This window comes from Glutamicibacter halophytocola (assembly GCF_001302565.1).
In the GTDB taxonomy this organism is placed as follows: domain Bacteria; phylum Actinomycetota; class Actinomycetes; order Actinomycetales; family Micrococcaceae; genus Glutamicibacter; species Glutamicibacter halophytocola.
This window is the reverse complement of sequence record NZ_CP012750.1, coordinates 2,659,890-2,684,773: the sequence shown is the minus strand read 5'-3', so window position 1 is coordinate 2,684,773 and position 24,884 is coordinate 2,659,890. Positions and strand designations below refer to the sequence as shown.

Below are 24,884 nucleotides of genomic sequence, written 5' to 3'. Positions count from 1 at the left end.
CGGGTCTTTATGTCATAGGGGAGCGCTTGGTGAGCGTGACTTGTATCTGACTGTGCAGCCTATACGTCGTTTCTTTGGGGACGGCCAAGGCCCATCCCCAACGAATGAGGTAATTCTTCGTGTCTTCTGACATGCCCGTAAACACTGACGACAACCAGACCCCAGAAGAGCCAACCGTGCTCTTCTCCGAACTTGGTCTGGATGCCCGCGTGCTTGCCTCGCTTGCCGACCTTGGCTACGAAAAGCCATCGCCAATTCAGGCAGCAACCATTCCACTGCTTCTCGAAGGCCGCGACGTAGTCGGCCTGGCTCAGACCGGTACCGGTAAGACCGCTGCTTTCGCACTTCCTGCCCTGTCCCGCATGGCAGAACTGGCTGACACCAATGGTCCAGCCAAGACCCCGCAGATCCTGGTTCTGGCTCCAACCCGCGAGCTGGCCCTCCAGGTCGCCGAAGCCTTCACTTCCTACGCCAAGTACCTGCCGAACTTCACCGTTCTGCCAGTGTACGGTGGCTCGCCATACGGCCCGCAGCTCAACGGCCTGCGCCGTGGAGCACAGGTAGTCGTCGGTACCCCGGGTCGCGTTATCGACCACATCAACAAGGGTTCCCTGGACCTGTCGAACCTGCAGTATGTCGTACTGGATGAGGCCGACGAAATGCTGCGCATGGGCTTCGCCGAAGAGGTCGACAAGATCTTGGAAGCCACCCCTGAGGACAAGCAGGTTGCCCTGTTCTCGGCAACCATGCCACGCACCATCCGCCGCATCGCTTCGGAATACCTGCGCAACCCGCAGGAAGTTGCCGTGAAGTCCAAGCAGTCCACCGGCACCAACATCACCCAGCGTTACCTGCAGGTCATGGGTGCCCACAAGCTGGACGCCATGACCCGCATCCTCGAATCCGAGGAATTCGACGGTGTCATCACCTTCGTTCGCACCAAGATGGCTACCGAGGACTTGGCTGACAAGCTGAAGGCCCGCGGCTTCACCGCTGCAGCCATCAACGGCGACATCCCTCAGCAGCAGCGTGAGCGCACCGTTGAGAACCTGCGCTCGGGCAAGATCGACATCCTGGTTGCTACCGACGTTGCAGCTCGTGGTTTGGACGTGGAGCGCATCTCCCACGTCATCAACTTCGACATCCCGCATGACACCGAGTCCTACGTGCACCGCATTGGCCGTACCGGCCGTGCCGGCCGCTCAGGCGACGCGATCCTGTTCATGACCCCGCGCGAGAAGTACTTGCTGCGTGCCATCGAAAAGGCTACCCGCCAGCCGGTGACCCAGATGCAGCTGCCTTCCCTGGACTCGGTCAACGACCGCCGCATCCAGAAGTTCACCGATCGCATTGACAAGACCATCAGCGGCCAGGATCTGACCACCTTCCGCGAAATCGTCGAGAAGTTCGCTGCTGATCACGAAGATCTCGATCAGCTGGAAATCGCTGCCGCTTTGGCCTTGATGGCCCAGGGTGGACGCCCGCTGTTGATGACCGAACCAGTGATTCCTGCTTCGAAGAAGGCCCGCATGGATCGCGATCGCCCAGAGCGAGGCGACCGTGGCGATCGCGGAGACCGCGGCCCACGTGCCCGCAAGACCGCTGCCGAAGGCAACGCCATGTACCGTTTGGCCATCGGCCGCCGCAACCGCGTGCAGCCAGGCTCGATCGTTGGCGCTTTGGCTAACGAAGGCGGCTTCAACTCCTCCGAAATCGGTGGCATTGAGATCCGTTCGGACCACACTTTGGTTGAGCTGCCAGCAGAGCTGAGCAAGGACCAGTGGCGTGCACTGTCCAAGACCCGCATTGGCGGCGAGCTGATCAGCATGGAGCTGGATTCCGGCCGCAAGCCACGTGGCGATGACGAAGGCGACCGCGGTGGATTCCGTGGTGGACGCGGCGGTGGCGACCGTGGTGGATTCCGCGGTGGACGCGGCGGCGGCTTCAATGACCGTCGTGGTGGCGGCGAAAAGCGCTTCGGTGGCCGTGGCGGCAAGGATCGCTTCAGCGATTCGGGTCGCAGCGGTGGACGTCGCGACTACTAAGCCAGCACTCGCTGCAGCTTATTAGCTAGCACAGCATAATGCCCCTGGATCAAGCCGAAAGGCTTGATCCAGGGGCATCATCGTTTCCAGAACAACAGGGGCCGCAGCACCAGCTCTACGGGGCGGTACTGCCTACCGGAATCTCATCGCCGAGATAGACTTTTCCGCCGCTTTCTACGAACTCCCGGCTCTTCTGCGCCATGCCCGCCAACGCAGCTTGCGCTTCCGCTGAGCCGTACTCGTCGCGAATGTCCTGGGAGATGCGCATGGAGCAGAACTTCGGGCCGCACATCGAGCAGAAGTGGGCTGTCTTGGCAGGTTCCGCAGGCAACGTCTCATCATGGAATTCCTGCGCCGTGACCGGGTCCAAGCTCAGGGAGAACTGGTCGTTCCAGCGGAACTCGAAGCGCGCCTTGCTCAGTGCATCATCGCGGGCGGTGGCCCCAGGATGCCCCTTGGCCAGATCTGCGGCATGCGCTGCAATCTTGTAGGTAATCACACCGGTTTTCACGTCATCGCGATTAGGCAATCCCAGATGTTCCTTGGGTGTGACATAGCAGAGCATGGCGGTGCCATAACGGGCGATTTCAGTGGCGCCAATAGCGCTGGTGATGTGATCGTAGCCGGGTGCGACATCTGTGACCAACGGGCCTAGCGTATAGAAGGGCGCGCCGTCGCACAGTTCCTGTTGGCGTTCCACGTTCTCGCGGACCATGTGGAACGGGATGTGCCCCGGTCCTTCCACCATTACCTGAACATCGTACTTCCACGCACGCTTGGTCAATTCGGCAAGGGTATCAAGTTCAGCGAATTGGGCCGCATCATTGGCGTCGGCAATGGATCCCGGGCGCAGCCCGTCGCCCAATGAGAAGGCCACGTCGTACTGAGCAAAGATTTCGCACAACTCGTCAAAGTGCGTGTAGAGGAAATTCTCCTGGTGATGAGCCAAGCACCATCCGGCCATGATGGATCCGCCGCGCGAAACGATCCCGGTGACGCGGTTGGCTGTCAGCGGGACATAGCGCAAGAGCACGCCGGCATGGATGGTCATATAGTCCACGCCCTGCTCGCATTGCTCAATAACGGTGTCCCGGAAAATCTCCCAGGTCAGTGCGTTCGCTTCGCCATTGACCTTTTCCAGGGCCTGGTAGATCGGCACAGTGCCGATGGGGACCGGCGAATTTCGAATGATCCATTCACGGGTGGTGTGGATGTCATCGCCGGTCGACAGGTCCATGACCGTGTCTGCGCCCCATTTGGTGGCCCACTGCAATTTGGAGACTTCTTCAGCGATAGAGCTGGTCACTGCCGAATTGCCGATATTCGCATTGATCTTTACGAGAAACGCTTTGCCGATGATCATCGGTTCGGATTCAGGATGGTTGATATTCGAGGGGATGATCGCTCGTCCGGCGGCAAGCTCGCTGCGCACCAGCTCTACATCGCATTCTTCGCGCAATGCTACATAGCGCATTTCCGGGGTGATGACTCCAGCACGAGCGTAGTGCATTTGAGTCACTGCTGCCCCGTCTACGGCCTTGAGCGGCGGAGCGGAACGTCCAGCCCACTCATCGCTGGCAGTACCGCGGCGGACCGCTGAACGCCCATCGTCATGCAGGTTCCGCTCGCGTCCCGCATAGCGCTGCACGTCTCCACGCTCAAGAATCCAGGATTCCCGAAACGGCTTCAGTCCCTGCGTTGGTTCACTTCCCGGACCGCTGGTGCGATACACAACCACCGGCTCGTTGGGCTGGCCATTGGGGGAGTCCGCAAGCTGGATCTGCGTAACCGGAACTGAAATCCCATCGGCTTCGCGGAACGCGAGAGAGTGGGCGGAATGCTGTTCAAATTGTTCCATTGAGAAACTCACTTCCTTCGCCGGCATTACCCGGACAGGTTCAACGGTCGCGGACAGCTGCAGTCCGATCTCAGCCCTTGCCATGGGGCTCCCGTGTGGTCGCAGATGACACTAGCACGAAAATTTCTATCGGAGGCAAATAGGCCACACGGTGACGATCGGCCAGCGAAATGTTTTGTGCGAAGCGAGGATGAAATCCTGGCCATATTCGGTCCAGAATAAAAGTTCTGGGTAAACGAAAAGAGAGACAATCTGCAATCAGATTGTCTCTCTTATTTCGAGCCCCCTGCCGGAATCGATCCGGCGACCTCGTTCTTACCAAGAACGCGCTCTACCACTGAGCTAAGGGGGCAACGAGTAAATACTCTACACAGGTTTCTGACGTTTGCAAAATCCTGAATGAATTTGTAGCTGAGGTCACAAGCGTACTACTCAAGTCCGGAATGCGGGCGGCGGGTCACTGCCTGCAGAAGTTTTCCAGGCGCCAGTATCCGATCAGGGAAAAAGTCTATTGGCGCCACATGGAGCATCGATGAAATCTGGTTCTTCTGGCCGCATTTGGGGAGTTCTTGGGGCTCGCCTATTCGTATCCGGAGCCCTTGCAACATTCCTGCTGCGTTCGACGGGTACTGGGCTTGCTTGCCATGAAAATTAGAAGTGTCGCAAAGGTGCGCATAATTGCAGGCTGATCACCAAATTCCCCTCAGTGAGCATCGTCACCAAAGCACTTTTGTGCCACTGGTTGTGCCGCGCAAGTGCCAAAATTGCCAATAATCAATTCTGACTAGTAGTTATTCGCCTGAGCGGTATCGAATTAGAGGGTTGAGCGCCGATTTTTGTTTGTGCGGGAATCCGTGTAGAGTATTTACTCGTTGCCCCCTTAGCTCAGTGGTAGAGCGCGTTCTTGGTAAGAACGAGGTCGCCGGATCGATTCCGGCAGGGGGCTCTGAGTGAGAAGCTTTCTTGGCTTCTACTGGATTGCTTCTCACTTGTGGCGGCGTAGCTCAGCTGGTTAGAGCGCACGACTCATAATCGTGAGGTCCCGGGATCGAGTCCCGGCGCCGCTACAGATTTTGCCCCGAAATCCCCGGATTTCGGGGCTTTTTCGTTTCTGAAAATATCGGTAGCGAACAAGGCCTCCGAGCGCAACAATCTTTCGCTCGGAGGCCTTGCTCTATTTTTGGACTAGCGCTACTGGGTAGCGCCCTTGTCGCGGTGCTCCTTGCCCGTTGAAGCTTCCTTGGCAAGCATGAGCAGTCCTTGTATTACCTCCGCGTCTACTTCTTGCCCGTTAGCGTTTTCGTCGTTGGCATCGTGGCCATGAACCTCGGTATGCAGTCGCTGCATCTGCATATCAAGCTTGGTGGCTACGGCTGCGGCTTCGGCAAGTTCTGAAGCCAGATAGGCAGGGACTTCGCCTTCGTACTTGTAAAAGATCTTGTGTTCCAGGCTGGCCCAGAAGTCTTGGGCAATAGTGCGGATCTGCAGCTCAACAATGACATTCACCGGTCCGTCCGAGAGGAAGACCGGGATTTCAACGATGGCATGCACGCTCTTGTAACCGCTTGGCTTTGGATTCTTGATGTAATCCTTGATCTGGATGACTCGAATGTCATTTTGCGCGGTCAAGGTATTGAGCACCTTGTAGATGTCCTTCACAAAGCTGCAGGTGATGCGGACACCGGCGATGTCGCTGATGTTCTCCCTGATGGCTGAGAGGGAAGGATGGATATTCCTCTGGCTCACCTTGCGCATGATGCTTTCCGGAGTTTTTACCCGGGAAGTAATGTGCTCGATGGGATTGTACTTGTGCAGGTAGAGGAACTCTTCACGAAGAATCGAGACTTTGGTCAGAACTTCGTCGACGGCAAACTGGTATTCCATCATGAATCGCTGGAACTGTAGCCGGAATGCCTGGGTCATTTCTTGTAGTTCGCCTGAACTCAGGTTTGCCGTAGAAGGCAGCGGGATAACGCCGCCGTTGTCTTCTGGGTTTGGAGTGGAAATCCTAAATCACCTCTGCAGGTTGGGGCGATGTCAACAGACACGAACGCTCTATAGTTTTAGCGTAGGTCATCCATCTAAGAATTGGGCCAGAAGAAGTCGTGAATCTATCGGGTGGACGTGGAGCGTTAGGCAACTGAGGTGCGGTCATGATTGAAGAACGGAAGCTTCCGGCCTACGCCGCAGGCGCTATCGACGTTCCGTTCGTTATCGGGTTTTTTCAAGAGCGCGTTGACGTCGACACTTGCTGGCCGTCGCATTCCCACCCAACACACGAGCTGCTATGGAATCAGCGTGGCGCTTCCACAGTGAGCGTCGGCCCGCGAATGTGGACCATTACGCCAGTGCTAGGTGTCTGGCTGCCAGCCGGGGCCTTGCATGAAGGCCGGGCTTGCGCCGGGAGCGTGTGCAATATGAGCCATTTCGGGATCGACAGTGTTGATCCAATTGCCCTGGAACCTGTTCCGGTCGTCATAACACCTCTGTTGAGGCTGCTCTTGGAGCGCCTGGCGGATCCGGGCTTGAATCCAACATCGCGTGCCATCACAGAAGCTGCAGCGATGGATAATTTGGAACCCGCACCAGGACATCTGTCCATTCACATGCCACAGGCGGATCTGCTGCAGCCAATAGTCAGTGGCATGGTTGATGAGCCCCAGCCCGCGCTAGGCCTTCAGCAATGGTCTGATCGGTTGGGGGTCAGCGGGCGAACGATCTCCAGGGCGTTTCAGGCTGAAACGGGCAGCGGCTATTCACGGTGGGTCGCCTCATTGCATGCACAGCAAGCCATGGAAATGGTGGCTCGAGGCGATGACCTCCAGGATATTGCCCAACTGCTTGGCTTCAGCTCCCAGAGCTCACTGGGTGCAGCATTTCGCCGGAATACGGGATTTACGCTCTCAACTTTTCGCGATTCAAAATAGCCGTGTCAGTTTTGCGCGAATATTGTCAATTTCGCGTGATTGCGAACATTCCATGCGATCAATACGATAGAGAGGAAAGGCTCACCTAAGTGGATTGCTAAACGAGACTTGCACCTATTACGGGCAATGGTTCTCTGACTAATAAGCACCCCCCCTGTTGGGCACACTCGCTGACACCTCGTGGAGAATCACCCATGCTCGCATCACGCCGCAACTTCTGGAAACCTGCCGCCCTCATCGCCGCAGGTGCATTAGCGCTGACAGGATGTTCATCAGCCGCAACAGGTTCTGACGAACAGGCCACCGCCGCATCCGGAGAAAATCAAGGCTTCCCAAAGAGCATCAAACATGCCCTGGGCACGGCAGAGATCTCCAAGAAGCCCGAACGCATTGCCACCGTGAACTGGTCCAACCAAGAAGTTCCACTCGCGCTCGGCGTCGTCCCAGTGGGAATGGCCGCAGCGAACTTTGGTGATGATGACGGCGACGGAATCCTGCCATGGGTCGAGGAAAAGCTCACCGAGCTCGGTGGAGACACCCCGGTGCTTTTCGACGAAACCGATGGCGTGGACTTTGAAGCCGTAGCAGATTCCAAGCCGGACCTGATCTTGGCTGGATACTCGGGACTCACCGAGGAAGACTACGACACCCTGAGCCAAATCGCTCCTGTGGTCGCCTACCCTCAAGCAGCATGGTCCACCAGCTGGCGCGAGAATATTGAACTCAGCTCCGAAGCCATGGGCCAAGAAGCCGAAGGCAAGGAAATGATCGCGGGCATTGAACAGGACATTGCTGAAGGTCTCGAAAAGCACCCCAATATCACCGGAAAATCGGTGATGTTCGTGACTCACGTAGACCCAGCGGACCTGTCCACGGTCAACTACTACACCACGCACGACACCCGTACCGCATTCTTTGACGACCTGGGGATGACCACTCCCAAGGCAGTGGCAGAAGCCTCCAGCGGCGAAGTGAAATTCTCCGGTGAAATCTCAGCCGAAAACGTTGACGAGCTCTCAGACGTCGATGTGATTGTCACCTACGGCGACGACACCCTCATTGACACGCTCGAAGCAGATCCGCTGCTGTCGCAGATGCCGGCAGTCAAGAACGAAGCAATCGTGGCCCTTGATGGAAGCGGACCGCTGGGCACCGCGGCAAACCCCACCCCGCTGGCAATTTCATGGGTGCTCGATGACTACCTTGACCTGCTAGATGAAGCAGCATCCAAAGCAGGCAAGTAGCCGCCAATTGGCTTCGACGCACGCACCGAAAGTTGAAGGTCGGGGAATTACCTCACTATGAATGCAGTTGCTACCCGTCGCGGCGTGGCTGGCGCACCCCTTCGCCAGCCACGCCGTCGGCGTCTGTTCTGGCTGGTTATGGCCATCCTGATAGTGCTCATACTGGCCGTTGGATCAGTTTCCATCGGCGCCCGGCACGTGGCTCCATCAGACATTTGGGCAGGATTTCTAGGACACAGCGGCAACGTGCCGCAAGCGGCCGTCGTCAAACGTGTGCCGCGAACAGTGCTGGCACTGGTCATCGGAGCAGCGCTGGGACTCTCCGGGGCGATCATGCAAGCAGTCACCAGAAATCCCCTGGCTGATCCGAGCATCCTCGGCGTCAACATGGGGGCCTCGCTCGCAGTGGTTATGGGCATCACCTGGTTTGGCATCAGCACCGCGCACGGGTATATCTGGGCCGCCATCCTGGGAGCAGCCATTGCCGCGGTATTCGTCTACGTGGTCGGCTCCATGGGACGCGGGGGAGCCACGCCTCTGAAATTGGCGCTGGCAGGGGCGGCAACATCTGCCGCGCTGGCATCATTGGTCACCGCGATCTCGCTGCCGCGCGCAGACCTGGCCGACATCATCCGCTCGTGGCAAATAGGAGGCGTTGGAGGGGCCACCTTCGCCAACGTTGCGCCCATGCTGCCCTTCCTGGCCGTGGGGCTGGCAATTGCCATTGGCAGCGCCAATTCGCTGAATTCGCTGGCCCTGGGCGACGAACTGGCTGCCGGCCTCGGCGAGAAGGTCATGGTCGTTCGAGCCGTTTCAGCCTTGGCGGCCGTGATCTTATGCGGCGCTGCCACCGCCATGGCGGGTCCCATCGGTTTTGTCGGGCTGGTTGTCCCGCACATGTGCCGCCTGCTGGTCGGCGTTGACCAGCGCTGGCTCCTGCCTTTTTCGGCCCTGGCCGGAGCCGGGCTGCTGGTGCTCTCGGATATCATCGGGCGGGTTGTCGCCCGGCCCGGAGAACTGGATGTCGGCATCCTGACCGCACTGATTGGCGCCCCGGTATTCATCATCATCGTGCGCCGTTCTAAGGTGCGAGAACTGTGAACACTTCCATTTCCGGCACCGCAACCCAGCCCGGTGTCCAGGCAGCGACCATCGTGCGCCAGGAGCGCGCAGCCCTGATCCAGCGATTGCGCGGGGCGCGCAACCAGCGCTCAAAGCAGCGGCGAATCATCATTGCAGTGCTCAGCCTGCTGGTGCTGGCCATGATCGTGCTGAGCCTGTGCCTGGGGCAAACCAACTATTCGCCAGCCCAGGTGTGGCAAGTGATCCAAGGGCACAAGGTGCCCGGTGCCAGCTTCACCGTGGGTACGCTGCGCCTGCCGCGAACCGCCATCGCCCTGATCGCCGGCCTGAGTTTCGGACTAGCCGGGGCCAGCTTCCAAACCCTCTTGCGCAATCCATTGGCCAGCCCCGACGTCATTGGCATCAGCACCGGTGCCTCCGCAGCCGCAGCCTTCGCGATTGTCATCCTGTCGCTGTCAGGGACCGTGGTCTCGGTCTTCGCCATCGTGGCAGGACTGCTGATCGCGACGCTGATCTATTTGCTCGCCTACAAGGGCGGTGCGGCAGGGACACGGCTGATCCTGGTTGGCATCGGCGTGGCAGCCATGCTGGAATCGCTGATCAGCTGGGTGCTGACCCAGGCTGGGCAGTGGGACCTGCAGGAAGCCACCCGCTGGCTGACTGGAAGCCTGAACGGCAGCAGCTGGGGCGAAACCATGCCAGCGTTGATCGCGCTCTGCGTGCTCGGCCCCGTGCTATTGAGCCAGACAAGGCACCTGGACAGCCTGCAGATGGGCGATGACACCGCTGCTGCGCTGGGCACGCGGGTAGAGCGCACTCGAATCCTCGTGATCATGGCGGCCGTCGGCTTGATTTCCTTCGCCACCGCCGCCACCGGCCCCATCGCCTTTGTCGCGTTCTTGTCGGGTCCCATTGCCAGCCGCATCATCGGGGCCCGCGGCTCCAAGCTCATCCCGGCAGCCCTCATCGGCGCGCTGCTGGTGCTTGTTGCAGACTTTGCTGGCCAATACCTGCTGGGCACCAGATTCCCGGTGGGAGTTATCACCGGGGTGCTCGGAGCACCGTATCTGGTCTACCTCATCATTCGAACCAATCGGGCTGGAGGCTCGCTCTAATGCCACCTCGTGAACTGACCGTTGCCGGCCTTCGGGTCGGATACGGCGAACGCACCATCATCGACGGCCTGGAACTTCGCATTCCGCCGGGCGCGATCACCTGCATCGTCGGCCCCAACGCCTGCGGAAAATCCACCCTGTTGCGCTCGATGTCCCGGCTGCTGCACCCCAAGGCAGGCCAGGTGCTGCTCGATGGCAAGGACATCCACCGAATGCAGCCCAAGGCCCTGGCCAAGATCCTTGGCTTGCTGCCGCAAAACCCGATCGCTCCAGAAGGCATCACGGTCGCGGACCTCGTGGGCCGGGGACGCCAACCACATCAGGGCCTGTTTGCCCGCTGGAGCAAAGACGACGATGCCGCGGTGGCCGAGGCCCTGGAAGTCACCAACACCGTGGAATTAGCCGACCGCCCGGTAGATGAGCTCTCCGGCGGGCAGCGGCAGCGTGTTTGGATTGCGATGGCGCTTGCCCAGGGCACCGAGACGCTCCTGCTTGATGAACCCACCACCTTTCTGGACGTCAGCCACCAGCTGGATGTGCTCGATCTGCTCACCGACTTGAACCGGCAACGCGGGACCACCGTGGTGATGGTGCTCCATGACCTCAATCTGGCCGCCCGCTACTCGGACCACCTCATTGCCCTGCGCGATGGTTCCATCCGCGCGCAGGGCAAGCCGGAAGACATCCTCACCGCACAGGTGGTCCACGAGGTCTTCGGGCTTCAGTGCCAGGTGATTGCCGACCCGAGCACCCTCAAGCCATTGATCCTGCCGGCAGGACGGCACCACATGCTGGAGCATGCCGGAGCGTAGCCGGCAATGCGGCGTGCCCTAAGGTTGTAGGGATAGCTTCAGGAAGGTATTGATGGAACTCGCTAGCGTTTCCCGGCAACTTTGCCACGGCATCGGATTCTCCCAGCATGAGCAGGCGCCCATGCTCCGGCTGCGCACCGGGGAGAACTGGAAAACCGAATACCTGGAGCTGAACCGCTCGCTGAGCCTGGTCGTCGGGGACCTGAAATTCTGCCTCGGCTACATCACTATGAATCGCGACGGCTCACGCAATGTCCTGCCATGCCCCAAAACCAAGGCCTTGCGCACCGGCACCCAGTGCGAGAGCTGCCGCAGGCTGGACCATTCCAAATTTATGCACCACTTCCACAAGACGGGGGAAGCCCCCGAAGGCATGCGCAAATACCTGGAGCAGCCGCATTTCCTGTATATCGCCAGCTTCGCCCACGGTGCCACCAAGGTGGGAACCACCTCGACCCAGAGCCAATGGACCCGCCTGGCGCAGCAGGGAGCAGTGATTGCCCGCTACATTGCCCGCGCCAACGATGGCACAGCAATCCGGGTACTTGAAGACCTGGTCACCGAGCACGTGGGATTGAGCCAGCAGGTGCGGCAAAAATCCAAGATCAAGGGGCTGGTCGGCTGGGAGGTTGACTACGAGCAGCTGGATGCCATCAATGGCCAGGCAGCCAACCAGGCCCGCGACTTCTTGGCTGCCCAACGGGGACTGGAAACCTACGGGGTCCAGCTGCGTGATGATCTCTGGGAGCAACCGGGCTTCGCCCGCCCGGTCATCGATGCGTGGAGCACCCGCGCCCTGCACGCCTGGTCCTCCCCGGTGCCCGGTGCGCGGCACAAGCTGCGTATCCGAGGGGTGCTGGGCCAAAGCATCATGGCCGATAGCGGGGATGGCACCACCTTGCGCCTGCTTGATGCGGCCGAGCTGAAAACCCGCCAGGTGGATCTGGCTGAGGAACGCGGGGAATTCAGGGAAGAGCAGTCGGCGTTGTTCTAGATTCATCGTCCAGACCCTGTCGGTGGAGTCACGAGGAAATGCCGTTGCGCCAATGAGCCCTGACGCCAGAGCTGAACTAGACTTGATCCATGACCAACACTCCTTGGGAAGCTGCCTCACCACGCTATAAGAAGCTCGTCTTCACGGCCATGGCCATCATGGGAATCGGCATCATCCTGGCGATCATCGGCGCCAACATTCCATCCTTGCCCACGGTGTACACCGCCATCGGCATCATGCTCGTCGGCATGCTCTGCCACATCGCCGGCATGATGGTCCGGGCCAAGGACGCCCGCCAGTGGCGCATCGAGAACGGCCTGGCCGCCCCACGGGCTTCCAAGCGCTCAGCCGACGACGCACAGTAAGTTTTAGATCGAACCACACCGCAGATGTCGGGCCAGAGCAGGAACACTTTTTGCTCCAGCACGTCATTTTCAGCTACATCAACGTTCAGGAGAATCCATGGGCATCAATCCCGAACTAGTGGGGCGCGTATTCCCCGCTGGAGAGTCCTACCAGGTAGGACGCGAAAAAATCCGCGAATTCGCTCAGGCAACCAAGGCCACTTCGCCAGCCCACTTCGACGTGCAGGCAGCCCAGGAGCTGGGCTACGCCGACGTGGTCGCGCCCCCAACTTTCGCCATCATCGTGGCACAGCGCGCCGACGCGCAGCTGATTGCCGACCCGGCCTCGGGCATCGACTTCTCCCGGGTGGTCCACGCAGACCAGCGCTTCACCCACCACCGTCCAATTGTCGCCGGCGACGAACTGGTTGCAGAACTGCACGTTGACCAGGTCCGCGAAATGGGCGCCGGCGCGATGATCACCACGCGCGCGGAAATCACCACCGTGGCCGGCGAATCGGTCGCCACCACCATCTCATCGCTACTGGTACGAGCTGAGGACTAAGCATGATCGACTTCGAAAGCCTTGAAAAGGGAACGGTCATCGGTTCCCGCACCGTGCAGGTCAACCGCGCGGACCTCGTACGCTACGCAGGCGCCTCGGGGGACTTCAACCCGATCCACTGGAATGAGCGCTTCGCCAAGGAAGTAGAGCTTCCCTCGGTCATCGCCCACGGCATGTTCACCATGGGCTCGGTCATCGACCTGGTATCGCAGTGGGTGGGAAACCCCGGAGCCATCATCGACTACCAGACCCGCTTCACCAAGCCGGTGGTGGTCGAAGATCCCGAGGGCAGCAACCCGGGAGACTTTGAAGGCACCATCATCCAGGTGGAAGGCAAGGTCGGCGCGCTCGATAGCGAGCAGCGCACCGCCCGCATCGATCTGGCCGTCACCGCCAGCGACAGCAAGGTGCTGCTCAAGTGCCAAGCAGTGGTGCAGCTCTAGAGATGCACCCAAACGGCAATGCGCACCAGCTGGCAACCCGCTGGCGCAACGCGTTGATGGCAGCCTACCTGGCCAGCGGACTATTGATCTCCGCCCTGGTCTCGCGGCTGCCAGCAGTGCGCGACGCACTTGACCTCGACCACGCCAACGTGGGCCTGCTCCTGTTGTGCATGAGCGCAGGCTCCTTCCTGTCCGTCTCGGTCTCAGGCCAATTGGTGCTGCGCCTGGGCGCAGCCAACGTCATGCGCATTGCCGCAACCATCGGCGGCGGCTCCCTGCTCCTGTTCGGATTCAGCACCGGAGTCCTGGGCAGCACCCTGGCCTGCGGCATTTTCCTGTTCACCCAGGGGCTGGGGACCGCTTCGTGGAATGTGGCCTCGAACGTCCAGGGCGCTGCCATGGAACGGGCCCTGGGCAAGAGCATCATGCCGGCCCTGCACGGATTCTTTTCCATCGGAACCGTCATCGGCGCCGGGATCGGCGCACTGGCCGCCGCCATCGGCCTGCCGCTTCAATACCACTATGGGCTGATCGGCCTGCTCATCATCGGCACGGTGCTCTACAGCTCGCAGTTCTTCGGTGAAGACTTCAGCCGCACCCCGCGCACATCCAATGGCCCATCGCTGCGGCGCGCGTGGAGCGAACCGCAGACCGTGCTGCTCGGCGTGCTGGTTTTGGGCATGGCGCTCGCCGAAGGCGCTGCGGGGGACTGGGTGGCATTGGCCCTGGCCGACGGGTATCAGACCACGGAAGCAACCGGAGCGATCGGCTATGGCATTTTTGTCACGGCCATGACCTTGACCAGATTGCTGTCCGGCGACCTGATCTTGCGGCTAGGCCGGGTCACCATGATCCGTGCCAGCGCCATGAGCGCATTGATCGGCGTATTGCTCTTCGCCTTTGGCAATAGCCTGCCGCTGGCCTTTGCCGCCCTGGCCATTTGGGGCATGGGCGTGGCCTTGACCTTCCCGCTGGCAATGAGCGCCGCCTCCGATGATCCGCTGCATGCCGCCACGCGTGTCGCAGTGGTCTCCACCATCGGCTATGGCGCATTCCTCGGCGGCCCGCCACTGCTGGGCCTGCTGGCCCAGGCCATTGGCCTGCTGCCAGCGCTGGGCTCGATCTCCCTGCTGATCGTTGTCGCATTCATCCTCTCTTCGAATGCCGCAGGATATCCGCAACACGACGAAGCAACCGAAAACTAGATTGTTGACCTGGCTGCACGCTATGGCCTCGACACTGAAAGCACATGGAATCAATGCTGAAAAACCTGACGACAACCCGCGTTGGCGGGCCCGCGCATCAGCTGGTCACCGCCACGAGCGAGGCCGAACTTGCCCAAGCTGTCGCAGCTGCGGATAGCGCGGGCCAGAAAGTCCTGCTGATCGGGGGTGGGTCGAACCTGGTCATCAACGACGAAGGATTCCCGGGCGTGGCCATCCAGATCGCCACCCGCGGCCTGCACCTCGACGAACAGCCATCGGGCAAAGTCCTGCTCCGAGCTGCCGCCGGTGAAAGCTGGGACGCCACTGTTGAATACAGCCTCGTCCAGGGGCTCAGCGGCCTTGAAGCGCTCTCCGGAATTCCTGGATGCACCGGAGCCACGCCAGTGCAGAACGTCGGCGCCTACGGGGCAGACGTCTCCCAGGCGCTGGCTTGGGCCAGGGTCTACGACCGCCAAACCAGCCAGGTGCTCAAGCTGGATAACTCCCAGCTGGAATTTGCCTATCGCGATTCGGTCATCAAGCGAACCAGCAATGACGGATCGCCACGCTACGTGGTCCTGGAAGTTGCCTTCCTGCTTGAGCGCGAGAGCCTGTCGGCGCCGATCCGCTACGCCGAGCTGGCCCGGCGCTTGGATGTGGAGGCCGGCGATCGTGCCGACGCGCTCCTGGTGCGCCAGACGGTTCTTGAACTGCGCCGTTCCAAGGGAATGGTTTTCGACCCGAAGGATCCCGACTCGCACTCCACCGGCTCCTTCTTCACCAACCCGATCGTCGATGCCGGGGTCCTTGAGCGGCTTCCGGAAAATGCCCCGAACTACCCGGTGCCGCAAGAAGGCATGGTGAAACTGTCCGCGGCCTGGCTGATTGACCAGGCGGGCTTCGGCAAGGGCTACGGGCTTGAAGGCACCGCCGGCTTCAGCGTGGCAGATGGCCGTGCCTCGCTGTCCACCAAGCACACCCTGGCCATCACCAACCGAGGCGGGGCAAAGGCCGCGGACATTGTGGCCATAGCCCGCGCTGTGCGTGCCGGGGTGCAAGAACGCTTTGGGATTATGCTGGTCAACGAGCCATTGCTCATCGGCCTGGAGCTTTAATAGCCTGGGGCCAAGGGCTGTACCTATCCAGAAAGTGCCACGCTGATGCCAGAACTGACCTTTCGCAAGCTCTCCAGCGGCGATATCGATTTAATCGAGGAAAACTTCCAGTCGCTCGAAGGAGCCGGCGAATCCCAATGGTTTGGATTCTGGGATACCCAGAAGCTGCGCACCCGGCTGAGCCACGACCAATTTATCGGCGGCAATGATGGAGCCCTGGCTATCTGCCTGGGGGAGCAGACCATCGGCAAAGTTGATTGGTTCACCGTCACCAGTTGGGGACGGGCCAATACCTCGGCCTGCTGGGAGATCGCGATCGGCATCTTCGCGGAGCACCGGGGCCAGGGCCATGGAACCCAAGCCCAGCGGCTGCTGGCCGACTACCTTTTTGCCCATTACCCGCGCCATCGCATCCAAGCGACCACGGCAGCTGGGAATATTGCCGAACAGCGCAGCCTGGAAAAAGCGGGATTCAGCCGTGAAGGGGTTATCCGGCAGTCCCAGTGGCGTCATGGCCGCTGGCATGACCAGCACATTTATTCATTGCTTCGCCACGAATTTTCGCGGTCGATGTAAGCTGCCGACCGGCAAGGCAAACGGCTCGGGCCGGAACAGATTCCTGTTCCGGCCCGAGCCGTAATTATTGGATGACCCAGGGAGCTTAGAGGCGGCCCTGGGCGATGGCCAGCATGCGGCGCAGCGGCTCAGCGGCGCCCCAGAGCAGCTGGTCGCCCACGGTGAAGGCCGAGATGTATTCGGGGCCCATTTCCAGCTTGCGGATTCGGCCCACAGGGATGTCCAAGGTGCCGGAGGCAGCCACCGGGGTCAGCTGGTTCATGGTCGCTTCCTTTTCGTTGGGAATGACCTTGGCCCACTCGTTGTCGGCCGCCAGAATGGACTCGATCTCGGAAACCGGCAGGTCTTCCTTCAGCTTCAAGGTCAGCGCCTGAGAGTGGGAGCGCATGGCGCCGATGCGCACGCACAGGCCGTCCATGATGATGTGGTCCTCGCCCGAGGTCTGCAGGATCTTGTTGGTTTCCATGCCGGCCTTCCACTCTTCGCGGGACTGGCCATTACCCAGATCGGCGTCGATCCACGGGATCAGCGAGCCGCCGAGCGGGACGCCGAATTGCGCAGCATCCAAAGCGCCGCGCTGGGTTTCGAGCACCTTGCGGTCAATGTCCAGGATCGCGCTGGCCGGGTCGGCCAATTCGGCACCTACCGAGGCGTTGATGTCGCCGAACTGGGTGAGCAGCTCGCGCATATGGCGGGCGCCGCCACCGGAAGCGGCCTGGTAGGTCATCGCGGTGCCCCACTCGACCAGGTTGTTCTTGAACAGCCCGCCCAAGCCCATCAGCATGCACGAGACGGTGCAGTTGCCGCCGACAAAGTCCTTCACGCCAGATTCAAGGGACTGGTCGATGACGCTGCGGTTCACGGGATCCAGGACGATGACCGAGTCGTCATTCATGCGCAGCGTGGACGCGGCATCGATCCACAGGCCATCCCAGCCCGTTTTGCGCAGTTCTGCATGGACCTTGGTTGTGTAGTCCCCGCCCTGCGCGGTGACGATAATCGGCAGCTTGGACAGCGTCTGGATGTCATACGCATCCTCTAGCGCACCGGTGCCTTCTGCGAAGGAAGGTGCCTTGCCGCCGGCATTCGACGTGGAGAAAAATACCGGATCGATCTGCGCAAAGTCGCCCTCGTCGAGCATGCGCTGCATCAGCACGGAGCCAACCATGCCACGGTAACCTACAAAACCAACAGATGAAGTCATGTCTCCATGGTAGGGGCGATCAGGCTATGGAGCCCGGTTCGTTACAGCAGTTAAAGCAGAATCACACCCAAGCCCCAGCTGGGTTCAGGTGTGATTCGGTACAGCAAAAGTTTTACTTTTCCTCAAGCAGGCGCTTGCGGTTATTAATGGCCCAGACGGCCGAGAAGATGAAGATCTGCGCTGGGACCAGCAAGAGGACCAAGCCGAAGATCTTGTGCCCGCCCAGCACCATGAAGAAGCCGAGGGCCGCGACAACCAGTGCCAGCAGCGGGAAAAGCATGTAGCCGAGAACGAATAGTGCTTCCGGGTGCTGCTTGAGCTCTCCGAGGTATTTTTTCATGGTTGTCCTAGTCCTTTTGGCGCAGCCAGGTTTCAAAGCGGTAGCGGATACCGGTGGAGGAGGCATGCCAGTTGGCTTCATCCGGATCTTGTGCAGGTTCGGTGGCTCCGATAGCGAAGTCGCCGGAAAGCTGCGGGGCAGAAGTATCACCAGCTGGCTCCAGATCCAGCTTGGTAATCACCGCCACGTCCAAGAGCGGTAGCGCCTGGGCATAAACTTTTCCGCCACCAATGATCCACACCTCTTCGCTGCCTTCAGCCTTGCGGGCCAAAGCCAAGGCCTCATCCAAGGTCGATGCCGGAACGGCCCCGTCCTTGCGCAGCTGCTCATGCAGCTCGGCTTGGCCGGTCAGCACAATGTTGGTGCGTCCGGGAAGCGGGCGGAACTTTGCGGGGAATGAATTCCACGTCGTGCGCCCCATGACCACCGGGTGTCCAGCAGTGATGCGCTTGAAGTGCGCCAGATCTTCTGGCACATGCCACGGCATGGTGCCCTGAGCGCCAATAATCCCGTTGTTGGCCTGGGCCCAAATAGCTCCGAGCAGTGGTTCTAATCTCTCAGCGTGGCGTGGTGCTTCGGTCATACTGCGACAGTTCCCTTGATCGTCGGGTGGTGCTGGTAATCGTTGATCGTGAAGTCTTCCAGCGTGTAGTCAAAAATTGAGGAAGGCTTGGAAGTGAAGCTCAAGGTCGGGTACGGGTAGGGATCCCGGCGCAGCTGTTCCTTGACCTGTTCCAGGTGGTTTGTGTAGATGTGCACGTCGCCACCGGTCCAAATGAATTCCCCGGGCTCAAGATCCAGCTGCTGTGCCAGCATCATGGTCAGCAAGGCGTAGGAAGCGATGTTGAATGGCACGCCGAGGAACATGTCTGCACTGCGCTGGTAGAGCTGGCAGGAGAGCTTGCCGTCGGCAACGTAGAACTGGAAGAAGACGTGGCATGGCGGCAACGCCATGTTCTGGATCTCGGAGACGTTCCATGCCGAGACGATATGGCGACGAGAGTCGGGATTGTTGCGCAATGAGTCGACCAGCTGGGAAATCTGGTCGATGTGGCCGCCATCGGGCGTTGGCCAGCTGCGCCACTGGACTCCGTACACCGGTCCGAGCTCGCCGTCTTCGTCGGCCCATTCGTTCCAGATGCGCACACCTTGGTCCTGCAGCCACTTCACGTTGGATTCGCCGCGCAAGAACCACAACAGTTCAGCCGCGACCGACTTGAAGTGCACTCTTTTCGTGGTGATCAGCGGAAATGAGTCTTGAAGATCAAAGCGGATTTGGCGGCCAAAGACGGAAATGGTTCCGGTCCCGGTGCGGTCTTCTTTAGAGGTGCCGTTCGCCAGCACATCTTCGAGCAGGTCTTCATAGGGTGTCGGGATGTTCACCCACCCAAGTTTAGTTCACGGCAACCGCACCGTGAACTACTGGGCTTGATGACACATCTCGCAGTGGCGGAAACTAGCTCTTCTTGACAACCATGCTGTTGTATTCCGGATAGCGGCGCAGGTAATCCTGGACGTAGCTGCACTCGGGGATGATCTTCAAGCCTTCATTCTTGAAGCGATCCAGCACCAGCGTCACCAAGGCGCGGGCATATCCGCGACGGCCGAATTCTTCATTGACGATGGTGTGCTGGAGGGTAACGACGTCGCCTTCCCGGTAATAGCCAAGGAAGCCCACGAAGGTGGAACCATGCCACAGCGAAAAGCGTCCGCGGCTTTCGTCGTGGTCAAGGCGCAGTCCATGGTGAACAACTTTTTCCACTGGTTGCCGCGGCTGTTGAGCAGTCATGACCGTACCTCGATTTCGGGTTAAAAACGTTTGCTGATTACAGTCTTATCCCTAATCGGAGCCGAATGCAACGGCTTTGAACAGTTATGGAGAATATGGCAAGGCCCCGCCGAGAGGCAGGGCCGAGCAGGAAATCAGTCGTGGAACGGGTTGTGGATCTCGAAGGAGACGATCCGCTGCTTTGCTCCTTGCACCTGCTGGGCGACAATCAGCGATCCGGGCTCAAGATAGGGGTCATCCTTTGGCAGGGACTTCACCAATTCAGCCGACGAGTTATCAGCCAGGACTTCCAAAACGAACGGCAGGACCGGCCGGTGCGTGCAGATAGCCTGGGAGCGATATTTATCGAAAAGCTTCTGGACGGCGCGGCGCGCGCGTTCCGGGTGCCGTGTTGCGGCATGTTCGGTGAGCGACCGAAGGTTCTTCATCTTCATCGCGTGCAAGGTGGCGTAGGGGGCGAAGGTCTGGACACAGCGCAGCCACGGGGAAGACGCGATATTGGCTGGTTGCCACGCTTCGAGCATGCGGGAAACCGCTTGTGCCTGGCGCCGGCCGGTGGCTGCCAAAGGGCGTTCGTCCTCGGCCCGGGTCCAGTTTCCACGGGGCTTGGCCTTGGCATGCCGGACTATCAAGACGGGAAGGGCGTCAAGCGTCCCTTCCTTGTGGGCCTTGACCAGATCCACCAGCGGTTGCGCGTCGGTGGGATTGGTCAGCAGCTGCGCAGCCTTTTTGGCGCTGACCCACCGAGTGTCGTCGCATTCGGCGCCATCGGGATCAATGGATGTTTGCGGATCGGTCTTGGCCGCCCAGTAGTACACCACCTTGGATTTCTGCTTCACCGAATAAGCCGTAGCCGAGAGCGGGAGACCGAGTGTAATCCGCAGTCCGATTTCTTCACGCACTTCGCGCACGGCGCATTCGGCGATGGACTCGCCCGGATCCAATTTGCCCTTGGGCCACGACCAGTCGTCATACTTTGGGCGGTGAATCAGCAGCACTTGCACTTTGCCATCGACGATCCGCCAGGGGATCGCGCCGGCGGCGACGATGTCAAAGTCTCCGAGAGTGATTTCCTCGGCATCCACCGAGCGGATGATCTCACGAACCCGCGAAGCGGCTTCGTGCAGTTGAGGCTCGATCACTAGCTGTTACGTCCACTATTGCGTCGGCGGGCATGGTCTTCGATAAGCCAAAACTGGATATCGGTCAACGGGTTGCCTTCTTCATCCTGGGAATGGCGGATCCATTCCCCGTCGGAATTCAGGTGCCACGAGGCCGTGGAGTCGGCCATGTAGAGCTCCAGCTGATTGGTCAGGTCCTCAACGTCTTCTGGGTTGCGCAGGGAGACCAAAGCCTCGACCCGGCGGTCCAAGTTGCGGTGCATCATGTCGGCGGAGCCGATGTAGACCAGCGGGTCTCCGGCGTTGGCAAACATGAAGACGCGGCTGTGTTCCAAGAAGCGGCCCAGGATGGAACGCACTTCGATGTTTTCGCTCAAACCCGGGACTCCTGGGCGCAGGGCGCAGATGCCGCGAACAATCACTTCAACTTTGACACCTGCCTGGCTGGCCCGGTACAGCGAATCGATAATCGCTTCGTCAACGATGGAGTTCACCTTGATGACCACCTTGGCCTCAAGGCCCGACTTTGCGTTGGCGATTTCCTTTTCGATGTGTGCCAGCAAGCCGGTGCGCACCGAACGCGGGGCCACGAGCAAACGGCTGTAGGTGGAGCGCGGAGCGTACCCGGAAAGCTGGTTGAAGAGCTTGGACACGTCTTCGCCGACCGCGTCGTCACAAGTGAGCAGTCCGAAGTCTTCGTAGTAGCGAGCGGTGCGCGGGTGGTAGTTGCCGGTGCCGATGTGGCAGTAGCGCCGCAGCTTGTCGCCTTCGCGGCGCACCACCAGCGACAACTTGGAGTGGGTCTTGAGACCCACGATGCCGTATACGACGTGGACGCCGGCCTGTTCCAGCTTCCTCGCCCAGGAAATATTCGCCTGCTCGTCAAAGCGGGCCTTGATTTCCACCAGCGCCAAAACCTGCTTGCCAGCTTCGGCAGCGTCAATCAAAGCATCGACGATGGGTGAATCGCCACTGGTGCGGTACAAGGTCTGCTTGATCGCCATGACCTTCGGATCGGCAGCAGCCTGCTCCAAGAACGCCTGAACGCTGGTGGAGAAGGAATCATACGGGTGGTGCAACAAGATGTCTCGCCGGCGGACGGCAGCAAATACGTTGGCTGCCTTGGCCGTTTCCGACTCGTTCAAGTGCCGCGAAGTGTGGCCCATGTGCTTCGTGTAATGCAATTCGGCACGGTCAAGCGAAGCGATGACGCCGAGTCCACGCAGATCCAGCGGGGCTGGCAGCTTGAAGACTTCGTCCTCTTCGACCGCCAATTCCCGGGTTAGCAACTCCATGATTTCCGGGTTGATGTCATCGGCAACCTCAAGGCGCACCGGTGGGCCGAAGCGGCGGCGCAACAGCTCCTTCTCCAGAGCCTGGAGCAGGTTTTCCGCGTCGTCTTCTTCGACTTCCAGATCCTCGTTGCGGGTGACGCGGAAGAAATGGTGTTCAACGATTTCCATGCCCGGGAAGAGCAGCTCAAGGTGCACGGCGATGAGCGCCTCAAGGGGAATGAAACGCGCGGTGCGATGCGATGAATGGGCGGCACGGGTGCCGTCAATGCTGATCAGGCGCGCGATGGTGTCCGGAACCTTCAGGCGGGCAAAGAGCTGCTTGCCGGTCAGCGGGTTGCGGACGACCACGGCAAGATTCAGCGACAAGCCTGAGATGTAGGGGAAAGGGTGTGCCGGGTCAACGGCCAGCGGGGTGAGCACCGGGAAGACCTGGGAGACGAACCACTTGGAGAGCACGTCTCGTTCGCTTGCCGAGAGATCTTCCCAGGTAGTGATGCGGATTCCCTGCTCAGCCAAATCCGGAGTGACCGAATCGGAGAATACTTTTGCGTGCCGCGTTTGCAGCGCGTGGGCGGAGGACAGCAGCAGCTCCAGCTGGTCAACCGGATTCATGCCATTGGCTGCGGGCACTGCGAGCCCTGCGGCAATGCGGCGCTTGAGGCCGGCGACGCGAACCATGAAGAATTCATCGAGGTTCGAGGCAAAGATGGACAAGAAGTTCACGCGCTCCAGGAGCGGCAGTGTCGTGTCCTCGGCCAGTTCCAGCACGCGGGCATTAAAGTGCAGCCAGCTCAGTTCGCGATCGAGAAAACGCTCGTTGTGGAATTCGCCCGCGGGGTGCAGGTCCGGAAGTGATTCAGCTGGCTCAATTCTGTCTTCGTTGACTTTCGAAGAGGGAACGTCGCGTAAGTGAGAAGTAGTTTCCTGGGGGGAGCTAGTCATCTGCTGAACTCATTTCTTCCTGCGAGTAGATGTCAAAACACCTCGTGAGAGCGGTCCTGCTGGTACACGAAACCGCTGGTACTACTAGTCTATCGGTTGCGGACCGTACATAATGTCGGCGTCCCAAAGTGTGAAGCCCAGCGACCGGTACAGCTTGACGGCGGGTTCGTTGTCGGCATCAACGTAGAGGATGACAGCATCGACTCCGAGCTCCAGCAGGTAGTTGATGCCGGCAATGGTCAAAGACCGGCCCAATCCCATGCCCTGCGCCTCGGGGACAACGCCGACGACATAAACTTCGCCGGTAGGGCGAATGGCATCGCCGGAGGCAGGGTGGAGCTTGGTCCAGTGGTAGGCCAAGAGGTTCTGCTCAGCATCGAAGGCAAGGAAGAAGCCGGAAGGATCAAACCAATCCTCGGCCATGCGGGCGTCAAGATCTAAAAGGGTCAGCGAACCCTGCTCGGGATGATGGGCGAAGGCCTTTGAGTTTGCCTCGAGCCAGGCGGGCTCGTCTTCACCGACACGGAAGGTGCGAACGGTAAAGCGGCGATCAGCCGGTGGCTCTTCAACAAAATCGGTGCCTTCGCGGCGCATGCGGTAGAGCTCGCGCACTCGGCTCAGGCCAATCTTTGCTGCCAGCTTTTTGGCTGCTTCATGGTCTCCGTGAGCCCACGCCTGAACCGTGGTCAGGTCCACCAGCTCGTTGAGCTTGGTCAGCAAAGCGCGGCCAATACCTGACTGGCGGTGTTCGGGATGCACCACAAGTTCCATCACCCATGGCTGACCTTGTGCTTCACGCACCAGAACGGCAACGCCTGCGAGAACTGCCTCCGCGCCCTCTCCGACTTCGGCGAGCAACGTGGTGATGTTGTCGCCGGATTCATCCGCTGCCAGGGCAACCAGCGTCTGGTCGCTCAGCGGGGGATTGCCATCGACGTCCTGGGCGTCTGAAGCCAGTTGGCGCACATCGCTCAGGGTGCGTTCGTCTAGCTCAGCGGTCACGTGTTGAACGGATACTGTGGTCTGCGGCAGTTCACTCATGCCATTCACGATAGTGGGTGAAGGTTTGAACTCGCCACAAAATGGCTGAAAGTTATGTTTCGGTGTGGAAACGGTAGCCTACGTTACGCACAGTTCCAATGAGTTGTTCGTGATCAGTGCCCAGTTTTGCGCGCAGGCGACGGACGTGAACATCCACAGTTCGAGTGCCACCGTAGTAGTCGTAACCCCAAACTTCATGCAGCAATTGTTCGCGAGTGAACACCCGTCCCGGGAACTGAGCGAGGTACTTCAGGAGCTCGAATTCCTTGTACGTCAGATCCAGCATGCGGTTATCGATGCGAGCGGTATAGCTCAGCTCATCGATGCGCAGGCCCGAGGTGTTCTCGGCTGGTTCCGGAGCTGGGGCAGTGTTGGGATTGGTTGCGAGCATCAAGCGGATGCGGGCATCCAATTCAGCCGGGATGGCCGACGGCAGCAGGAAGTCGGCTGCATGCCATTCAGAATTCAAGATGCCCAAGGCGCCCTCGCTGACCACCAGCAGGAGCGGCAAATTCAGATTCGCGTGAAGGATCTGTGCCAGCGATCGCGCTGGAATCAGATCCGTGCGTGCATCCAAGATGACGGCATCACATTCTGGAACTTGGCTCAGTGATTCGGTGCTTGCAGGGAGAAAAGAAATTTCATGCAGTAGTAATTCGAGTGCCGGAAGAACTTCGGCCGCATTTTCGGCATGATTGCTAAGTAGCAGTAGGTGGGCCAATAGGTCGTCCTCCTGCCAATTGGTTGCGAATAAATCATCTTTACGTGTCACAGTATAAGGAATGAATCCGTTGAATCATGCATGTGAACACGCAGATGCAGACAC

At 59.8% G+C, this 24,884-nt stretch carries 24 protein-coding genes, 3 tRNA genes and 1 riboswitch; of the genes, 15 read left to right on the top strand and 12 right to left on the bottom strand.

Features of this window, described 5'->3' with window-relative positions:
* The first annotated feature begins 131 nt into the window (after nucleotides 1-131).
* The gene (locus tag AOZ07_RS12390; RefSeq protein WP_060702266.1) at nucleotides 132-2,045 is read left to right on the top strand and encodes a DEAD/DEAH box helicase; all 1,914 of its coding nucleotides are present in this window, start codon (nucleotides 132-134) and stop codon (nucleotides 2,043-2,045) included.
* A 115-nt stretch (nucleotides 2,046-2,160) separates the two neighbouring features.
* On the opposite strand, the gene thiC is transcribed toward AOZ07_RS12390, so the two are convergent.
* Nucleotides 2,161-3,903 carry a phosphomethylpyrimidine synthase ThiC gene (gene thiC, locus AOZ07_RS12385; RefSeq protein WP_060702265.1) on the bottom strand — a complete coding sequence of 581 codons (1,743 nt, stop codon included), beginning with the start codon at nucleotides 3,901-3,903 and terminating at the stop codon, nucleotides 2,161-2,163.
* Nucleotides 3,899-4,008: riboswitch (TPP riboswitch) on the bottom strand. (Overlaps the previous gene by 5 nt.)
* Before the next feature lie 175 nt (nucleotides 4,009-4,183).
* Nucleotides 4,184-4,255 (bottom strand) — tRNA-Thr (locus AOZ07_RS12380).
* A gap of 522 nt (nucleotides 4,256-4,777) precedes the next feature.
* Here AOZ07_RS12380 and AOZ07_RS12375 point away from each other — a divergent pair.
* Both AOZ07_RS12375 and AOZ07_RS12370 read left to right on the top strand, forming a co-directional pair.
* A tRNA-Thr gene (locus AOZ07_RS12375) sits at nucleotides 4,778-4,849 on the top strand.
* A gap of 47 nt (nucleotides 4,850-4,896) precedes the next feature.
* Nucleotides 4,897-4,970 (top strand) — tRNA-Met (locus tag AOZ07_RS12370).
* A gap of 124 nt (nucleotides 4,971-5,094) precedes the next feature.
* Here the strand turns inward: AOZ07_RS12370 and AOZ07_RS12365 are convergent.
* Nucleotides 5,095-5,826, bottom strand: a complete 732-nt coding sequence (locus AOZ07_RS12365) for a GTP pyrophosphokinase (protein WP_084793245.1) — start codon at nucleotides 5,824-5,826, stop codon at nucleotides 5,095-5,097.
* Between the two features lie 494 nt (nucleotides 5,827-6,320).
* Here AOZ07_RS12365 and AOZ07_RS12360 point away from each other — a divergent pair, with 494 nt between their 5' ends.
* The 12 genes from AOZ07_RS12360 (at nucleotide 6,321) to AOZ07_RS12305 (ending at nucleotide 16,326) form a co-directional block, all read left to right on the top strand.
* Nucleotides 6,321-6,830, top strand: coding sequence for a helix-turn-helix transcriptional regulator (locus tag AOZ07_RS12360; RefSeq protein ID WP_207758453.1), 510 nt, complete (start codon nucleotides 6,321-6,323; stop codon nucleotides 6,828-6,830).
* Between the two features lie 194 nt (nucleotides 6,831-7,024).
* Nucleotides 7,025-8,074 carry an iron-siderophore ABC transporter substrate-binding protein gene (locus tag AOZ07_RS12355; RefSeq protein WP_060702262.1) on the top strand — a complete coding sequence of 350 codons (1,050 nt, stop codon included), beginning with the start codon at nucleotides 7,025-7,027 and terminating at the stop codon, nucleotides 8,072-8,074.
* Between the two features lie 57 nt (nucleotides 8,075-8,131).
* A complete protein-coding gene (locus tag AOZ07_RS12350; RefSeq protein ID WP_060702261.1) occupies nucleotides 8,132-9,175 on the top strand; it encodes a FecCD family ABC transporter permease in 1,044 nt (347 codons plus the stop codon).
* On the top strand, nucleotides 9,172-10,272 hold the full coding sequence (locus AOZ07_RS12345) for a FecCD family ABC transporter permease (RefSeq protein WP_308219398.1): 1,101 nt from the start codon (nucleotides 9,172-9,174) through the stop codon (nucleotides 10,270-10,272). Before AOZ07_RS12350 ends, AOZ07_RS12345 begins: the two co-directional genes overlap by 4 nt.
* Nucleotides 10,272-11,084 carry an ABC transporter ATP-binding protein gene (locus AOZ07_RS12340; protein WP_060702260.1) on the top strand — a complete coding sequence of 271 codons (813 nt, stop codon included), beginning with the start codon at nucleotides 10,272-10,274 and terminating at the stop codon, nucleotides 11,082-11,084. The genes AOZ07_RS12345 and AOZ07_RS12340 overlap by 1 nt, the downstream gene beginning before the upstream one ends.
* A gap of 52 nt (nucleotides 11,085-11,136) precedes the next feature.
* Entirely contained in the window at nucleotides 11,137-12,078 is a 942-nt protein-coding gene (locus AOZ07_RS12335) for a DUF2797 domain-containing protein (RefSeq protein ID WP_060702259.1), read from the top strand.
* 89 nt (nucleotides 12,079-12,167) lie between these two features.
* The gene (locus AOZ07_RS12330) at nucleotides 12,168-12,443 is read left to right on the top strand and encodes a hypothetical protein (protein WP_060702258.1); all 276 of its coding nucleotides are present in this window, start codon (nucleotides 12,168-12,170) and stop codon (nucleotides 12,441-12,443) included.
* 97 nt (nucleotides 12,444-12,540) lie between these two features.
* Nucleotides 12,541-12,987, top strand: coding sequence for a MaoC family dehydratase N-terminal domain-containing protein (locus AOZ07_RS12325; RefSeq protein WP_060702257.1), 447 nt, complete (start codon nucleotides 12,541-12,543; stop codon nucleotides 12,985-12,987).
* Nucleotides 12,988-12,989: 2 nt separating this feature from the next.
* On the top strand, nucleotides 12,990-13,430 hold the full coding sequence (locus tag AOZ07_RS12320) for a MaoC family dehydratase (RefSeq protein ID WP_060702256.1): 441 nt from the start codon (nucleotides 12,990-12,992) through the stop codon (nucleotides 13,428-13,430).
* Nucleotides 13,406-14,635, top strand: coding sequence for an MFS transporter (locus AOZ07_RS12315; RefSeq protein WP_309245022.1), 1,230 nt, complete (start codon nucleotides 13,406-13,408; stop codon nucleotides 14,633-14,635). Before AOZ07_RS12320 ends, AOZ07_RS12315 begins: the two co-directional genes overlap by 25 nt.
* Nucleotides 14,636-14,688: 53 nt before the next feature.
* Complete coding sequence (locus AOZ07_RS12310) at nucleotides 14,689-15,750, top strand: UDP-N-acetylmuramate dehydrogenase (protein ID WP_084793244.1); 1,062 nt, start codon at nucleotides 14,689-14,691, stop codon at nucleotides 15,748-15,750.
* Nucleotides 15,751-15,795: 45 nt separating this feature from the next.
* Entirely contained in the window at nucleotides 15,796-16,326 is a 531-nt protein-coding gene (locus AOZ07_RS12305) for a GNAT family N-acetyltransferase (RefSeq protein ID WP_060702253.1), read from the top strand.
* Nucleotides 16,327-16,411: 85 nt separating this feature from the next.
* On the opposite strand, the gene asd is transcribed toward AOZ07_RS12305, so the two are convergent.
* The 9 genes from asd to AOZ07_RS12260 all read right to left on the bottom strand — a co-directional run bounded on the left by asd (nucleotide 16,412) and on the right by AOZ07_RS12260 (nucleotide 24,830).
* On the bottom strand, nucleotides 16,412-17,530 hold the full coding sequence (asd, locus tag AOZ07_RS12300; RefSeq protein WP_060702252.1) for an aspartate-semialdehyde dehydrogenase: 1,119 nt from the start codon (nucleotides 17,528-17,530) through the stop codon (nucleotides 16,412-16,414).
* A gap of 112 nt (nucleotides 17,531-17,642) precedes the next feature.
* Nucleotides 17,643-17,870, bottom strand: a complete 228-nt coding sequence (locus AOZ07_RS12295) for an NF038396 family protein (RefSeq protein ID WP_060702251.1) — start codon at nucleotides 17,868-17,870, stop codon at nucleotides 17,643-17,645.
* 7 nt (nucleotides 17,871-17,877) lie between these two features.
* Nucleotides 17,878-18,453, bottom strand: coding sequence for a dihydrofolate reductase (locus AOZ07_RS12290; RefSeq protein WP_060702250.1), 576 nt, complete (start codon nucleotides 18,451-18,453; stop codon nucleotides 17,878-17,880).
* Nucleotides 18,450-19,253, bottom strand: coding sequence for a thymidylate synthase (locus tag AOZ07_RS12285; protein WP_060702249.1), 804 nt, complete (start codon nucleotides 19,251-19,253; stop codon nucleotides 18,450-18,452). Before AOZ07_RS12285 ends, AOZ07_RS12290 begins: the two co-directional genes overlap by 4 nt.
* A 73-nt stretch (nucleotides 19,254-19,326) precedes the next feature.
* A complete protein-coding gene (locus AOZ07_RS12280) occupies nucleotides 19,327-19,659 on the bottom strand; it encodes a GNAT family N-acetyltransferase (protein WP_060702248.1) in 333 nt (110 codons plus the stop codon).
* Nucleotides 19,660-19,793: 134 nt separating this feature from the next.
* A complete protein-coding gene (locus tag AOZ07_RS12275; protein ID WP_391549255.1) occupies nucleotides 19,794-20,798 on the bottom strand; it encodes an NUDIX hydrolase in 1,005 nt (334 codons plus the stop codon).
* 2 nt (nucleotides 20,799-20,800) lie between these two features.
* A complete protein-coding gene (locus AOZ07_RS12270; RefSeq protein WP_060702247.1) occupies nucleotides 20,801-23,017 on the bottom strand; it encodes an RNA degradosome polyphosphate kinase in 2,217 nt (738 codons plus the stop codon).
* 84 nt (nucleotides 23,018-23,101) lie between these two features.
* Nucleotides 23,102-24,058: a mycothiol synthase gene (gene mshD, locus AOZ07_RS12265; protein ID WP_060702246.1), complete on the bottom strand. Its 957-nt coding sequence runs from the start codon at nucleotides 24,056-24,058 to the stop codon at nucleotides 23,102-23,104.
* Nucleotides 24,059-24,110: 52 nt separating this feature from the next.
* Nucleotides 24,111-24,830, bottom strand: a complete 720-nt coding sequence (locus tag AOZ07_RS12260) for a winged helix-turn-helix domain-containing protein (protein WP_335334219.1) — start codon at nucleotides 24,828-24,830, stop codon at nucleotides 24,111-24,113.
* Nucleotides 24,831-24,884 lie beyond the last annotated feature (54 nt).

What these genes read in the sequence shown, in the direction of transcription:
- AOZ07_RS12390 (WP_060702266.1), top strand. Translation starts at nt 132, where the DNA reads ATGCCCGTAAACACTGACGACAACCAGACCCCAGAAGAGCCAACCGTG.
- thiC (WP_060702265.1), bottom strand. Translation starts at nt 3,903, where the DNA reads ATGGAACAATTTGAACAGCATTCCGCCCACTCTCTCGCGTTCCGCGAA.
- AOZ07_RS12365 (WP_084793245.1), bottom strand. Translation starts at nt 5,826, where the DNA reads ATGACCCAGGCATTCCGGCTACAGTTCCAGCGATTCATGATGGAATAC.
- AOZ07_RS12360 (WP_207758453.1), top strand. Translation starts at nt 6,321, where the DNA reads ATGAGCCATTTCGGGATCGACAGTGTTGATCCAATTGCCCTGGAACCT.
- AOZ07_RS12355 (WP_060702262.1), top strand. Translation starts at nt 7,025, where the DNA reads ATGCTCGCATCACGCCGCAACTTCTGGAAACCTGCCGCCCTCATCGCC.
- AOZ07_RS12350 (WP_060702261.1), top strand. Translation starts at nt 8,132, where the DNA reads ATGAATGCAGTTGCTACCCGTCGCGGCGTGGCTGGCGCACCCCTTCGC.
- AOZ07_RS12340 (WP_060702260.1), top strand. Translation starts at nt 10,272, where the DNA reads ATGCCACCTCGTGAACTGACCGTTGCCGGCCTTCGGGTCGGATACGGC.
- AOZ07_RS12335 (WP_060702259.1), top strand. Translation starts at nt 11,137, where the DNA reads ATGGAACTCGCTAGCGTTTCCCGGCAACTTTGCCACGGCATCGGATTC.
- AOZ07_RS12330 (WP_060702258.1), top strand. Translation starts at nt 12,168, where the DNA reads ATGACCAACACTCCTTGGGAAGCTGCCTCACCACGCTATAAGAAGCTC.
- AOZ07_RS12325 (WP_060702257.1), top strand. Translation starts at nt 12,541, where the DNA reads ATGGGCATCAATCCCGAACTAGTGGGGCGCGTATTCCCCGCTGGAGAG.
- AOZ07_RS12320 (WP_060702256.1), top strand. Translation starts at nt 12,990, where the DNA reads ATGATCGACTTCGAAAGCCTTGAAAAGGGAACGGTCATCGGTTCCCGC.
- AOZ07_RS12310 (WP_084793244.1), top strand. Translation starts at nt 14,689, where the DNA reads ATGCTGAAAAACCTGACGACAACCCGCGTTGGCGGGCCCGCGCATCAG.
- AOZ07_RS12305 (WP_060702253.1), top strand. Translation starts at nt 15,796, where the DNA reads ATGCCAGAACTGACCTTTCGCAAGCTCTCCAGCGGCGATATCGATTTA.
- asd (WP_060702252.1), bottom strand. Translation starts at nt 17,530, where the DNA reads ATGACTTCATCTGTTGGTTTTGTAGGTTACCGTGGCATGGTTGGCTCC.
- AOZ07_RS12295 (WP_060702251.1), bottom strand. Translation starts at nt 17,870, where the DNA reads ATGAAAAAATACCTCGGAGAGCTCAAGCAGCACCCGGAAGCACTATTC.
- AOZ07_RS12290 (WP_060702250.1), bottom strand. Translation starts at nt 18,453, where the DNA reads ATGACCGAAGCACCACGCCACGCTGAGAGATTAGAACCACTGCTCGGA.
- AOZ07_RS12280 (WP_060702248.1), bottom strand. Translation starts at nt 19,659, where the DNA reads ATGACTGCTCAACAGCCGCGGCAACCAGTGGAAAAAGTTGTTCACCAT.
- AOZ07_RS12270 (WP_060702247.1), bottom strand. Translation starts at nt 23,017, where the DNA reads ATGACTAGCTCCCCCCAGGAAACTACTTCTCACTTACGCGACGTTCCC.
- mshD (WP_060702246.1), bottom strand. Translation starts at nt 24,058, where the DNA reads ATGAGTGAACTGCCGCAGACCACAGTATCCGTTCAACACGTGACCGCT.